The organism is Marinobacter sp. SBS5, assembly GCF_048285575.1.
Classification (GTDB): Bacteria; Pseudomonadota; Gammaproteobacteria; order Pseudomonadales; family Oleiphilaceae; genus Marinobacter.
In genome coordinates, this window is the sequence record NZ_JBLWAZ010000001.1 from 521,067 (window position 1) to 534,193 (window position 13,127).

Annotated in this window: 11 protein-coding genes; 9 read left to right on the forward strand and 2 right to left on the reverse strand. The window is 54.4% G+C overall.

Going from position 1 to position 13,127, the window contains the following annotated elements; genetic code table 11:
- Positions 1-48 precede the first annotated feature (48 nt).
- Both ACNQ6O_RS02490 and ACNQ6O_RS02495 read left to right on the forward strand, forming a co-directional pair.
- Positions 49-498, forward strand: a complete 450-nt coding sequence (locus tag ACNQ6O_RS02490; RefSeq protein WP_418051662.1) for a type II toxin-antitoxin system RatA family toxin — start codon at positions 49-51, stop codon at positions 496-498.
- A complete protein-coding gene (locus tag ACNQ6O_RS02495; RefSeq protein ID WP_418051663.1) occupies positions 498-776 on the forward strand; it encodes an RnfH family protein in 279 nt (92 codons plus the stop codon). Before ACNQ6O_RS02490 ends, ACNQ6O_RS02495 begins: the two co-directional genes overlap by 1 nt.
- A gap of 5 nt (positions 777-781) precedes the next feature.
- On the opposite strand, the gene ACNQ6O_RS02500 is transcribed toward ACNQ6O_RS02495, so the two are convergent.
- The gene (locus tag ACNQ6O_RS02500) at positions 782-1,114 is read right to left on the reverse strand and encodes an outer membrane protein assembly factor BamE (RefSeq protein ID WP_418051664.1); all 333 of its coding nucleotides are present in this window, start codon (positions 1,112-1,114) and stop codon (positions 782-784) included.
- Between the two features lie 122 nt (positions 1,115-1,236).
- Between ACNQ6O_RS02500 and fur the strand changes: the two genes are divergently transcribed.
- The gene (gene fur, locus ACNQ6O_RS02505; protein WP_418051665.1) at positions 1,237-1,656 is read left to right on the forward strand and encodes a ferric iron uptake transcriptional regulator; all 420 of its coding nucleotides are present in this window, start codon (positions 1,237-1,239) and stop codon (positions 1,654-1,656) included.
- Positions 1,657-1,729: 73 nt separating this feature from the next.
- On the opposite strand, the gene recN is transcribed toward fur, so the two are convergent.
- On the reverse strand, positions 1,730-3,409 hold the full coding sequence (gene recN / locus ACNQ6O_RS02510) for a DNA repair protein RecN (protein WP_418051666.1): 1,680 nt from the start codon (positions 3,407-3,409) through the stop codon (positions 1,730-1,732).
- A gap of 268 nt (positions 3,410-3,677) precedes the next feature.
- On the opposite strand from recN, the gene grpE reads away from it, so the two are divergent.
- The 6 genes from grpE (at position 3,678) to carB (ending at position 13,124) form a co-directional block, all read left to right on the forward strand.
- A complete protein-coding gene (grpE, locus tag ACNQ6O_RS02515; protein WP_418051667.1) occupies positions 3,678-4,277 on the forward strand; it encodes a nucleotide exchange factor GrpE in 600 nt (199 codons plus the stop codon).
- 92 nt (positions 4,278-4,369) lie between these two features.
- Positions 4,370-6,283 (forward strand): molecular chaperone DnaK, encoded by a 1,914-nt coding sequence (dnaK, locus tag ACNQ6O_RS02520; protein WP_418051668.1) that lies wholly within the window; start codon positions 4,370-4,372, stop codon positions 6,281-6,283.
- Positions 6,284-6,360: 77 nt separating this feature from the next.
- Positions 6,361-7,497 (forward strand): molecular chaperone DnaJ, encoded by a 1,137-nt coding sequence (gene dnaJ / locus ACNQ6O_RS02525; protein ID WP_418051669.1) that lies wholly within the window; start codon positions 6,361-6,363, stop codon positions 7,495-7,497.
- A gap of 11 nt (positions 7,498-7,508) precedes the next feature.
- Entirely contained in the window at positions 7,509-8,312 is an 804-nt protein-coding gene (gene dapB, locus ACNQ6O_RS02530; RefSeq protein ID WP_418051670.1) for a 4-hydroxy-tetrahydrodipicolinate reductase, read from the forward strand.
- Between the two features lie 382 nt (positions 8,313-8,694).
- The gene (carA, locus tag ACNQ6O_RS02535) at positions 8,695-9,825 is read left to right on the forward strand and encodes a glutamine-hydrolyzing carbamoyl-phosphate synthase small subunit (RefSeq protein ID WP_418051671.1); all 1,131 of its coding nucleotides are present in this window, start codon (positions 8,695-8,697) and stop codon (positions 9,823-9,825) included.
- Positions 9,826-9,905: 80 nt separating this feature from the next.
- A complete protein-coding gene (carB, locus tag ACNQ6O_RS02540) occupies positions 9,906-13,124 on the forward strand; it encodes a carbamoyl-phosphate synthase large subunit (protein WP_418051672.1) in 3,219 nt (1,072 codons plus the stop codon).
- The last annotated feature ends 3 nt before the right edge of the window (positions 13,125-13,127 follow it).

Genomic DNA, 13,127 nt, shown 5'->3' on the forward strand with positions numbered 1-13,127 from the left:
TCCATCCAGCTTGGCGCGATTACATCGAAAGGCAGGAATTCCGGTTTTATGGCTCATCAGATAGACAAGACAGCGCTGGTCATGCACTCAGCGGAGCGTATGTTTCATTTGGTCAATGACATAGCCCGTTACCCTGAGTTTTTACCTTGGTGTGCCGGGGCCGAAGTTCATAAGCAAACTGATGAAGAGATTATGGCGTCGTTGGAAATTGCTAAAGGTGGCGTACGACACACGCTCACCACGTGCAACCAGCTGTTAATGCCTGAATCTATTGAAATGAAGTTGGTGGAAGGGCCGCTAAAAAATCTGACGGGCCGCTGGCACTTTCGGCCGTTGGATACCAACGCCTGCAAGGTGATTCTGAGCTTGGAGTTTGAGTTCTCGGGTTCACTGGCTCGCATGACCTTTGGCCCGGTGTTTAATCAGGCTGCGAACACGATGGTGGATGCGTTCTGTCGACGTGCCGATGAAGTGTATAAAGCGGGAGAGCTTTGCTGATGCGAGTTGAGGTGGCCTATGCCCGGCCGGATAAACAGCAGATCCTGGAAGTCGCCGTGCCAGAGGGAACAACGGCACTGGAGGCGGTGAAGGCATCGGGAATTGTCGATGTGTTTCCGGAGATCAATCCCGATGACATCGATATGGGGATCTTTGGCAAAGTGATTAAAAAGCCGGATTCCCATGCCCTGAATGAGGGTGATCGGGTGGAGCTTTACCGGCCTTTAATCATAGATCCCAAGCAAGCCCGGCTGAACCGGGCAAAGAAAAAAGCCTAAGGGTTTTAGTAGGCTGGGGTTTCGTCCAGCAATTTCGCTTCGTGATGGCGGTAGGTGTCATCGTCGTAGTGCACGACGATGCGCTGCTCTTCGATGTCGCCGCCGCGGCGCTGGAACGTATAGATGTAGTATTCCTGTGACGGGTCTACGGGGTTGAGCATCAAGGGTGTTCCCAACAATGCGTGGACCTGGCTCCGTTGCATGCCTTCCGACAAGCTTGATAGCTCCTTGTCAGTTACAATGTTGCCCTGCTGGACGTTGATTTTGTAAACGCCAGGGAAAACACATCCCGCCAGAGATATAATGGTAATAAGAACGATAGCGGTGAGCTTTTGCATCGCTTGGGGAAATCCTCTATCTTGAGTTCGCCTGCCTGGAGCAGGTGTGAAACGGGCTAACCGTTGAACGGCGGCTTCATCATACCGGAAGCCGTAAGGCACACCAAAGAGTGAATACTAGCATGTCATCTGAAAACGCCGAATTACGAAAAGTCGGTCTTAAGGTAACTCTTCCGAGAGTTAAGATCTTCAATATCCTTGAGAATGCTAAAGAGCATCATTTGAGTGCCGAGGACGTCTATAAAAAACTGTTAGACCAAGGCGACGACGTGGGACTGGCAACCGTGTACCGGGTGCTAACTCAGTTCGAAACCGCAGGGCTGGTTCTCCGGCACAATTTCGAGGGCGGCCACGCTGTGTTCGAAATGGCGGGAGACGATCACCATGACCACATGGTGTGTACCCAGACCGGCGCGGTTGTCGAGTTTGTCGATGAAGTGATTGAAGAGCGTCAGAAGAAAATTGCCGCAGAGCATGGCTACGAAATCGTGGATCACAGCCTGATCCTGTACGTTAAGCCCGTAAAGTCTGACGATAAATAAACGCACGTAATAAAAAAAGGGGCCGGCATAGGCGGGCCCCAAAAACTCTCGAAATCGAGAGGGGATTCTTTAGTCAGTGATGGGTTGCCTGGCCCTTCACCACCATTTCTTTAGCATGCGCAATCGTTTGTTCTGTCATATCTACGCCGCCCAGCATGCGGGCAACCTCATCAATTCTGCCTTGGTCGTTAAGCGTTTCGATGCGAGAGAAGGTGGCTTCTTTCTCGGTAAACTTGCTGACAAACAAATGCTGATGGCTCTGAGCCGCAACTTGTGGCAGGTGAGTAACGCAGAGCACTTGGCCGTTACCGCCGAGTGATCTCAACAAGCGGCCAACCACCTCTGCGGTGCCGCCGCCGATACCCACATCCACCTCGTCGAACACCAGTGTCGGCGTGGTAGAGGTTTGAGCCACCACTACCTGAATGGCGAGGCTGATGCGTGACAGTTCACCGCCGGATGCCACTTTTGCCAGTGGTCGTGCGGGTTGTCCCGGGTTTGCGCTGACCAGAAATTCAATGTCTTCTAAGCCGTGAGGCGCAGGCTCGCCACCATTGTTGCTGTTCAGGTGGGTGACAAATTGCACGGACGGCATGCTCAATTGTGCCAGTTCGTGGGCAATTCGCTGATCGAGCTCTGCGGCGGCCTGCTGGCGTTTGGCCGACAGTTGCTCTGCAGCAGCGTCAAATTCGGCTTTCTGGGTTTCCAGTTCAGCTTCAAGTTGCTCAAGGCTGCCGGCGCCCCCGTCCAATTCATCGAGCTCATCCCGCAGGCGTTGGTGCAGTTCGGGCAGTTCTTCGGGCCCGATACGGTGTTTGCGCGCCATTTGATAAACAGCGCTCAAACGCTCCTCGACTTCGGCCAGTCGTGCCGGGTCAGCTTCGTAGTCATCAACAAAGCGCCGTAGGTTGTCGCCAGCTTCGGAAATCTGAATTTGGGCTTCGTTCAACATTTGCAAAGTGTCGGCCAATGCGGGTACTTCTACCGGAAGTTGTTCCAGTAGGTGCAGCGCCTGGCGAAGACTGTTCGCTGCACTGGATTCTTCCTCTGTACAGAGTTGAGCAGCCTGGTGACTGCAGTGCAGGATCGCGTCGGCCTGACTGAGGTGGGCTTGTTCCTGCTCTAGAGCTTCTTGTTCGCCGTCTTCCAGTGCGAGTCGATCGAGTTCTTCCACTTGATATCGCAGCAATTGAAGCTTCGCTTCGGTTTCGTCAGCGTTTTGCTGGCGTTGATGCAGCTTTTGTTGGGTTTGGTGCCAGTTTTTCCACGCGGATTTAGTTTGTTCGGCCAGCTGTTCAGCACCGGCGAATTCATCCAGTAATTTGCGGTGGGTGTCTTTGCGAAGCAGAGATTGGTGCTGGTGCTGGCTGTGGATATCCATCAGCAACCCGCCCAGTTCTTTTAGTTGAGACAGCGGCGAAGGCTGACCGTTAATGAAGGCCTTGGAGCGGCCGTCTTTACTGATGGTCCGGCGCAGGATGCATTCGCTTTTCTCGTCCAAATCGTGGCTTTCCAGCCATTTGCCAGCATCGGGGATGTCGGAAATGTCGAAACAAGCGGTGATATCGGCACGCTTGGCGCCGTGGCGGACGGCGCCTGCGTCTGCGCGCCCGCCCATGGCGAGGCCCAAAGCATCCAGAACAATGGATTTGCCAGCGCCGGTTTCGCCGGTCAGTGCTGTCATGCCCTTGTTGAACTGGAGTTCAACGCGTTCGGCGATGGCGTAGTTGGAAACGGTAAGTTGTGTAAGCATGCCGACACCTCTGCTTGGGCCCCGAGAGGGCTTTTGAAACGAGAAAAAACGATACTGTTCGTCTATACAGTTGCTGTGAATATATACAGTGATTTTTGGGTTTGCAAATTTTGAACGACAAAAAAACGAAAGAAACCGTTGTTGAAAAGGTTGAATCTGAATCTCGGAACCCCATATCGGTTCGCAAAGCATATTTTCCCGCCGATTTGACTGGTGGGCTCTATTCGCCGCGTGCCTTCGGGCGCTGGAAAACGTATTGGGAGTGATCATGAGTGCTGACGACAAGCGCAACGAGCAAGTAGAAGAGCAGGTTGAGGTAGATGAGGCTGCGGCCAACGCTGAGCAGCAAGATCAGGCTGAGGCTGGTGAAGTTTCTGAGCTGGATGCGCTGAAAGCTCAGTTGCAGGAGTATCAGGATCAGGCTTTGCGAGCTCAGGCCGAGATGCAGAACGTTCGTCGTCGGGCGGAGCTGGATGTTGAAAAGGCGCATAAGTTCGCCTTGGAGAAGTTCGTGAAGGAGCTTTTGCCGGTTGCCGACAGTCTGGAGAAGGCGGTTGAGAGCACGGAAGGGCATGCGGATTCGGCGGGCGAGCTGGTTGGTTCGATCCGTCAGGGCGTAGAGATGACTTTGAGTCTGTTCCTCGGCAGTCTCAAAAAATTCAACGTGGAACAGCTTAACCCTGTTGGCGAGCCGTTTGATCCGCAGCAGCACGAAGCAATGTCGATGGTGCCGGCACCGGATGCTGAGCCAAACAGTGTCGTGGCGGTTGTGCAGAAAGGTTATCTGCTAAACGGGCGGGTAGTTCGTCCGGCCATGGTTGTGGTGGCGAAAGCAGAAAGTGCACCAAATATCGACGAGCAGGCTTGAAAAACTGAATAAAGCGCCAATATAGCGATTAAACAGAAGCAGCCGGAGTGGCAGCACTTCGGGCAGATTTCAGCAAGATTTGGAGTGATTCTATGAGCAAGATTATCGGTATCGACTTGGGAACCACCAACTCCTGTGTGGCCGTAATGGACGGCGACAAGGTAAAGGTTATTGAAAACGCCGAGGGTGATCGCACCACCCCTTCGATCATCGCCTACACCGATGACGGCGAAACGCTGGTAGGTCAGTCTGCCAAGCGTCAGGCAGTAACCAACCCGGACAATACTCTGTACGCCATCAAGCGTTTGATTGGTCGTCGTTTTGAAGACGACGTGGTTCAGAAAGACATCAAGATGGTGCCGTACAAAATCGCCAAAGCCGACAACGGTGATGCTTGGGTTGATGTGAAGGGCCAGAAAATGGCTCCACCTCAGGTTTCTGCAGAAATTCTGAAGAAAATGAAGAAAACTGCAGAAGACTACCTGGGCGAAACAGTGACTGCTGCTGTTATTACCGTTCCGGCTTACTTTAACGACAGCCAGCGTCAGGCAACAAAAGATGCCGGCAAGATTGCCGGTCTGGAAGTTAAGCGGATCATCAACGAGCCGACTGCAGCTGCTCTGGCCTACGGCATGGACAAGCAAAGCGGCGACCGCACAGTAGCCGTATATGACTTGGGTGGTGGTACCTTCGACTTGTCTATCATCGAAATTGCCGATGTAGACGGCGAGCACCAGTTCGAAGTTCTGGCCACTAACGGCGACACCTTCCTCGGTGGTGAAGACTTCGACCTGAAAGTTATCGAATACCTGGCCGACCAGTTCAAGAAAGACAGCGGCATCGACCTGCGTGGCGACTCACTGGCGATGCAGCGTCTGAAAGAAGCTGCCGAGAAAGCGAAGATTGAACTGTCCAGCAGCCAACAGACTGACGTGAACCTGCCGTACGTAACTGCAGACGCGTCTGGTCCTAAGCACATGAACGTCAAGCTGACCCGTGCCAAGCTGGAATCTCTGGTAGAAGATCTGGTTCAGCGCAGCCTTGAGCCTTGTAAAGTGGCTCTGAAAGACTCCGGCCTGAGCGCTTCTGAAATTGATGAAGTGATCCTGGTTGGTGGTCAGACTCGTATGCCACTGGTCCAGGAAAAGGTTAAAGAGTTCTTCGGTAAAGAGCCGCGTAAAGACGTTAACCCGGACGAAGCAGTAGCCATGGGTGCTGCAATTCAGGGGGCGGTATTGTCTGGCGACGTTAAAGACGTACTGCTGCTGGACGTAACTCCGCTGACCCTCGGTATCGAGACCATGGGTGGCGTAGCGACTCCGCTGATCGACAAGAACACCACGATTCCGACCAAGAAGTCACAGACTTTCTCTACAGCGGAAGACAACCAAACTGCGGTGACCATTCACGTAGTTCAGGGTGAACGTAAGCAAGCGGCGCAGAACAAGTCGCTGGGCCGTTTCGACTTGGCTGACATCCCGCCGGCGCAGCGCGGTGTTCCGCAGATCGAAGTTACCTTCGATATCGATGCGAACGGTATTCTGAACGTGTCTGCAAAAGACAAGGCGACTGGCAAAGAACAGTCCATCGTGATCAAAGCCTCTTCTGGCTTGAACGATGACGAAATCGAAAAGATGGTTCGGGACGCCGAAGCGAATGCTGAGGAAGATCGCAAGTTCGAAGAGCTGATTCAGGCTCGGAACCAGGGCGACGGTATGGTTCACGCCGTACGCAAGACTCTGAGTGAAGCTGGCGATAAGGTAAGCGATAGCGAGAAAGAGTCTATCGAAGCAGCGATTAAGGATCTTGAGGAAGCTCTGACAGGCAGCGATAAAGACGATATCGAAGCCAAAACTCAGAAGTTGACCGAAGTGTCCTCCGAGCTGGCGCAGAAGATGTACGCGGATCAGGCTGAACAGGCCGCAGGCCAAGAAGGCGAAGAAGCTCAGGCAGCTGACGACGCCGTCGATGCCGAGTTCGAAGAAGTCAAAGACGACAAGAAGTAAATCCTAAGTACATCAGGTAGTTGGAAAGCGCGGGCCGATGTCCGCGTTTTCCGCGTTATAGCAACAGGATTTAAAGCATGGCCAAACGCGATTATTACGAAGTACTTGGGGTCTCCCGGGGCGCGGAAGATAAAGAAATCAAGCGGGCGTACCGTAAGCTCGCCATGAAATACCATCCCGACCGTAATCCGGACGACAAAGACGCCGAGAACAAGTTCAAAGAGGCCAGCGAAGCCTACGAAGTATTGATGGATGGCAACAAGCGCGCGGCCTATGACCAGTTCGGTCACGCGGGTGTTGATGGTCAGGCCGGCGGTGGCGGCGGCTTCGGCGGCGGTGGTAACTTCTCCGATATCTTCGGAGACGTATTTGGTGACATCTTCGGAGGTGGAGGCGGCGGTGGTCGCGCACGCAACACCCGAGGTTCCGACCTGCGTTACACGCTCGAGTTGGATCTGGAAGAAGCGGTCAAAGGTAAAGATGTCAAAATCACGATTCCCGGGCACAAAGAGTGTGATACCTGTGAGGGTAGTGGCGCTGAAAAAGGCTCCCGTCCCGAAACCTGTGGCACATGTCAGGGTATGGGGCAGGTGCGTATGCAGCAGGGCTTCTTCACCGTGCAGCAGGCGTGTCCGACTTGTCGTGGCTCCGGTCAGATCATCAAGAACCCGTGTAAATCTTGCCATGGGCAAGGCCGCGTAAGACAAGAGAAAACCCTGTCTGTGAAAGTGCCTCCAGGCGTAGATACTGGTGATCGCATTCGCTTGTCAGGTGAAGGCGAAATGGGTGTCGACGGTGGGCCTCCTGGCGATTTGTACGTTCAGGTGGCAGTGCGCGAACACTCGATTTTCACCCGCGACGGCCGCAACCTGTACTGTGAAGTGCCCATCAGCATCGTAGATGCCGCCTTGGGTGGCGAGCTGGAAGTGCCAACGCTGGATGGCCGCGTGAAGCTAAAAATCCCGGCCGAAACCCAAACTGGCAAGCTGTTCCGTTTGCGCAACAAAGGCGTTAGCCCTGTGCGCGGTGGTCCTGCAGGCGATCTTTTGTGTCGCGTGATGGTTGAAACGCCGGTTAATCTGACCAAGCGCCAGAAAGAATTGTTGGGTGAATTTCAAAAGACACTGGACGACTCCAATGGCTCCGATCATGCTCCGAAGAAAACCTCTTGGTTTGAGGGTGTGAAAAGTTTCTTCGATGAAATGAAATTCTGAGGGCAAGACAGATGCGGGTAGCAATCATTGGCGCCGCCGGGCGCATGGGAAAAGTGTTGATTGAAGCAGTGGATGGCACCGAAGGGCTCGAGCTGGGCGCGGCGATTGTTGAGCCGGATAGCAGCCTGATTGGCGCAGATGCCGGCGACATGACGGGCATAGGCAAAACCGGCGTTAAGCTGGCTGCCAGTCTGGCGGACGTGAAAGACGACTTCGACGTACTGGTTGACTTCACCTTCCCGGACCTGACCCTCGAAAACGCCGAATTCTGCAAAGCCAACGGCAAAATGCTCATCATCGGCACTACCGGCATGACCGACGCTGAAAAAGAGCAGCTTGCCCAAGCGGCAGAGTCGGTTCCGGTCGTGTTTGCGCCAAACATGAGTGTAGGTGTAAACGTGGTGCTGAACCTGCTGAAAACGGCAGCCGCAACGCTGGGTGACGACTACGACGTAGAAATCATCGAAGCGCATCACCGCCACAAAAAAGACGCACCCTCTGGAACCGCGCTACGCATGGGCGAAGTTGTCGCTGATGCGTTGGGGCGTGACCTCAAGGAGTGCGCTGTCTATGGTCGTGAAGGCTTCACCGGCGAGCGCACCCGCAAAGAAATCGGCTTCGAAACCATTCGTGCTGGCGACGTGGTAGGTGATCACACTGTTCTGTTCGCCACCGAAGGTGAGCGGATCGAAGTGACTCACAAAGCCAGTAGCCGAATGACCTTCGCCAAAGGCGCCATGCGCGCTGCATTGTGGCTGAAGGATAAGCCGGCAGGTTTGTACGATATGCAGGACGTGCTAAATCTGAAGGCTTGATTCTAAAGAGGTTTGGCCAGCTAGCTCTGAGACTGGGGTTCGCAGGTCCGCGTTCCGAAAATTTCGATGGCCAAGGATGGCATGAGAGAAGCGCACATGGATGTGCTCGTAGCGGTTTTCGGAACGCGGACCTGCGAACGCCGGCCGTTGTCGAGGCTTATTGAGCTCGAGACCCCCTACATCAAGCCAGATAGTAATTCGCGATGGACAGAAATCGACAAATTTCGTAGAATAAGTCGATTTTTTTGCACCAAGCGTACCTTTGAAAAGTTTCTAGGAAAGCGGGACCGAGTTCATACTTAGTCTCGCTTTTTTGCAACCTGACTTTGCGCTTGCGTTCCTGTTCGTGACGAACTTACGCCACTCGATGAGGATACAAGCCTTGAGCACACCAGCAATCCTTGCACTCGCAGACGGAAGCCTGTTTTACGGCACCGCCATCGGCGCAGACGGAGAAACCAGCGGCGAAGTGGTATTCAATACCGCCATGACCGGCTATCAGGAAATCCTGACCGACCCGTCCTACTCGCGCCAGATCGTCACCTTGACGTATCCCCACATCGGCAACACCGGCGTTAATGAAGAAGACGTGGAATCTGACCGCGTACACGCCGCTGGCCTAATCATTCGAGACCTTCCACTGATTGCCAGCAGCTGGCGTAGTCAGGGCAGCCTCGAAGACTACCTGCGAAGCAACAACATTGTTGGCATTGCTGACATCGACACCCGCCGCCTGACTCGCATTCTCCGGGACAAAGGCTCCCAGAATGGAGCCATCCTGGCCGGCGAAAACGCAACAGCCGAGCGCGCACTTGAACTGGCAAAAGCCTTCCCTGGCCTGAAGGGCATGGATTTGGCCAAAGAAGTGACTTGCGAAAAATCGTATCAGTGGAATCAGTCCGAATGGGATTTGGCTACTGGCTACGGTGAGCAAGCTGATGCCAAATTCAAAGTGGTCGCTTGGGATTACGGCGTGAAGTACAACATCCTGCGCATGCTGGCTTCTCGTGGTTGTGACATTACCGTCGTGCCGGCCCAAACTCCGGCATCCGAAGTGCTGGCTATGAACCCGGACGGCATCTTCCTGTCGAATGGCCCTGGCGACCCAGAGCCATGCGACTACGCGATCAATGCGATCAAAGACGTGTTGGAAACCGACATTCCGGTTTTCGGCATCTGCTTGGGTCACCAGTTGCTGGCGCTGGCCAGTGGTGCCAAGTCCATGAAAATGGGCCACGGCCATCACGGTGCCAACCACCCGGTACAAGACCTGGAAAAAGGCACGGTCATGATCACCAGCCAGAACCACGGTTTTGCGGTGGACGAGTCAACCTTGCCCTCAACGGTTCAGGCGACCCACAAATCATTGTTTGACGGCACCCTGCAGGGCATTCGCCGGACCGATAAATCGGCGTACAGCTTCCAGGGGCATCCTGAAGCTAGCCCGGGTCCTCATGACGTGGCACCTCTGTTCGACGAGTTTATCCAGTTGATGGAAGCACGATCCGCCTAAGGGTGGATCACCACGGATAACGACAGGCGCCGCGTTCTGCGCTGCAAGAATTCAAAAGTTGCTGACAGGTTTACCGAGACATGCCAAAACGTACCGACATCAAAAGCATCCTGATCCTGGGCGCTGGCCCCATCGTGATCGGGCAGGCGTGCGAGTTCGACTACTCTGGAGCCCAGGCTTGTAAAGCCCTGCGTGAAGAGGGCTACCGGGTTATTCTGGTGAACTCCAACCCAGCTACCATCATGACCGACCCGGTTATGGCCGATGCCACCTACATCGAGCCAATCAACTGGAAAACGGTCGAAAAGATCATCGAGAAAGAAAAACCTGACGCCTTGCTGCCTACCATGGGTGGCCAGACGGCACTGAACTGCGCGTTGGATCTGGAAAAGTACGGTGTGCTTGAGAAGCACAGCGTAGAGATGATCGGTGCTAATGCCGACACCATCGACAAAGCCGAAGACCGTAACCGCTTCGACCAGGCGATGAAGAAAATTGGCCTCGAGTGCCCGCGTGCTTCCATTGCGCACTCCATGGAAGAAGCCTGGAAAATCTCCAAAGAAATCGGCTTCCCGTGCATCATTCGTCCGTCGTTCACCATGGGTGGTTCCGGTGGTGGTATCGCGTACAACAAAGACGAATTTGAAGAAATTTGTACTCGTGGTCTGGACCTCTCTCCGACCAATGAACTGCTGATCGACGAATCCCTGATCGGCTGGAAAGAGTATGAGATGGAAGTTGTTCGTGACAAAAACGACAACTGCATCATTGTCTGCGCCATCGAGAACTTCGATGCCATGGGCGTGCATACCGGTGACTCCATCACCGTAGCCCCGGCTCAGACCCTGACCGATAAAGAATACCAGATCATGCGTAACGCCTCGTTGGCGGTGCTGCGTGAAATCGGCGTTGAAACCGGGGGTTCTAACGTACAGTTCGGTATCAACCCTGACACCGGCCGTATGGTCGTTATCGAGATGAACCCGCGTGTATCCCGCTCCTCGGCGCTGGCGTCTAAAGCAACCGGCTTCCCGATTGCCAAGGTCGCGGCCAAGCTGGCGATTGGTTACACCCTGGATGAGCTGCAGAACGAAATCACCGGTGGCGTAACGCCGGCTTCTTTCGAGCCCAGCATCGATTACGTGGTTACCAAGATTCCTCGCTTTACCTTCGAGAAATTCCCGCAGGCAGACGCTCGCCTGACCACGCAGATGAAGTCGGTCGGCGAAGTGATGGCGATTGGCCGGACCTTCCAAGAGTCTATGCAGAAAGCGCTGCGCGGGCTGGAAGTTGGCTCCGAAGGCTTTGATGAAAAACTGGACGACCTGGATTCCGAAAACTCCCGTGAAACACTAACCACGGAACTCAATGTGCCGGGCGCAGAGCGCATCTGGTACATCGGCGATGCCTTCCGTGCCGGAATGACCGTTGAAGAAGTTTTCAAGCACACCAAGGTTGACCCTTGGTATCTGGTACAGATTGAAGACATCATCAAAGAAGAACGTGCTCTGAAGACCGCGGGTAAAGCGGATATCGATCACGCCACTTTGTTCCGTCTGAAGCGCAAAGGTTTCTCTGACGCTCGACTGGCCAAGCTGCTCGGCATTTCAGAAGCCAGCATGCGTAAGCTGCGTCATGACCTTGGCGTGCGTCCGGTCTATAAGCGTGTGGACACCTGTGCGGCAGAATTTGCATCAGACACCGCTTACATGTACTCCACCTATGAAGAAGAGTGTGAGGCGGATCCGTCGGATCGCGAGAAAATCGTGGTCATCGGTGGTGGTCCTAACCGGATTGGTCAGGGTATCGAGTTCGATTACTGCTGTGTTCACGCGGCTCTGGCCATGCGTGAAGACGGTTATGAAACCATCATGATTAACTGTAACCCGGAGACCGTGTCTACCGATTACGACACCTCTGATCGTTTGTACTTCGAGCCGATCACTCTGGAAGACGTTCTGGAAATCATTGAAGTTGAGAAGCCCAAGGGCGTGATCGTTCAGTACGGCGGTCAAACGCCGCTGAAACTGGCGCGCGGTCTTGAAGCGGCAGGCGTACCGATTATCGGCACCAGCCCTGATGCCATCGATCGGGCGGAAGACCGTGAGCGTTTCCAACAAATGATCCAGCGCTTGGGTCTGAAGCAGCCTGAAAACGCCACTGTGCGTAGTCATGAAGAAGGTATTGTTGCTGCCCGCGAAATCGGCTATCCGCTGGTGGTTCGTCCCTCCTACGTGTTGGGCGGTCGTGCAATGGAAATCGTCTACGACGAGACCGAGCTGGTTCGCTACATGCAAAGTGCGGTGCTGGTGTCTAACGACAGCCCGGTGCTTCTGGACCACTTCCTGAACGCCGCCATCGAGGTGGATATCGACGCCATCTCAGACGGTACTGACGTAGTGATTGGCGGCATCATGCAGCACATCGAGCAGGCGGGTATTCACTCCGGTGACTCCGCGTGTTCATTGCCGCCTTACAGCTTGCCTAAAGATGTACAGGACGCGATGCGTGAGGCCGTCAAGAAGATGGCCATCGAGCTGGAAGTTATCGGCTTGATGAACGTTCAGCTGGCTTGGCAGGATGGCGAAATCTACGTGATCGAGGTGAACCCTCGAGCATCCCGTACCGTGCCGTTCGTCTCTAAGGCCATTGGCTTGTCTCTGGCGGCGGTTGCAGCCCGGGTGATGTCTGGCAAGACTCTGAAAGAACTGGAATTCACGCAGGAAATCGTACCGACTTACTACGCGGTGAAAGAGTCTGTTTTCCCGTTCAACAAGTTCCCATCGGTTGACCCGATTCTTGGGCCAGAAATGAAGTCGACTGGTGAGGTGATGGGGCTGGGTGACAGCTTCGATGAAGCCTTCGCCAAGGCATCGTTAGCCATTGGCGACAAGTTGCCGACCGAAGGCACTGCGTTCATGTCGGTAAGAAACGTCGACAAGCCAGGCGCCATCGAAGTTGCGCGTGAGCTGATTGATGCGGGCTTCAAGGTCATTGCCACAACCGGCACTGCGAAGGCTCTTGAGCAGGCAGGCATTCAGGTTGCGCACGTCAACAAGGTTCGCGAGGGGCGTCCGCACATTGTTGACGCGATCAAGAATGGCGAAGTGCAGTTGATCATCAACACAACCGAAGGTCGCAAGGCTATCTCTGATTCGTCGCAGATCCGTCAATCGGCGTTGCAGAGCAAGGTAACCTATACAACGACTCTGGCAGGTGGCGAAGCCTACTGCCGAGCCATTAAGTTTGGTCCGGAGCGCGCAGTGCGTCGCCTCCAGGACTTGCACGCAGGGAAGTAACGA

Coding starts and splice junctions, on each gene's coding strand:
- ACNQ6O_RS02490 (WP_418051662.1), top strand. CDS start 49: ATGGCTCATCAGATAGACAAGACAGCGCTGGTCATGCACTCAGCGGAG.
- ACNQ6O_RS02495 (WP_418051663.1), top strand. CDS start 498: ATGCGAGTTGAGGTGGCCTATGCCCGGCCGGATAAACAGCAGATCCTG.
- ACNQ6O_RS02500 (WP_418051664.1), bottom strand. CDS start 1,114: ATGCAAAAGCTCACCGCTATCGTTCTTATTACCATTATATCTCTGGCG.
- fur (WP_418051665.1), top strand. CDS start 1,237: ATGTCATCTGAAAACGCCGAATTACGAAAAGTCGGTCTTAAGGTAACT.
- recN (WP_418051666.1), bottom strand. CDS start 3,409: ATGCTTACACAACTTACCGTTTCCAACTACGCCATCGCCGAACGCGTT.
- grpE (WP_418051667.1), top strand. CDS start 3,678: ATGAGTGCTGACGACAAGCGCAACGAGCAAGTAGAAGAGCAGGTTGAG.
- dnaK (WP_418051668.1), top strand. CDS start 4,370: ATGAGCAAGATTATCGGTATCGACTTGGGAACCACCAACTCCTGTGTG.
- dnaJ (WP_418051669.1), top strand. CDS start 6,361: ATGGCCAAACGCGATTATTACGAAGTACTTGGGGTCTCCCGGGGCGCG.
- dapB (WP_418051670.1), top strand. CDS start 7,509: ATGCGGGTAGCAATCATTGGCGCCGCCGGGCGCATGGGAAAAGTGTTG.
- carB (WP_418051672.1), top strand. CDS start 9,906: ATGCCAAAACGTACCGACATCAAAAGCATCCTGATCCTGGGCGCTGGC.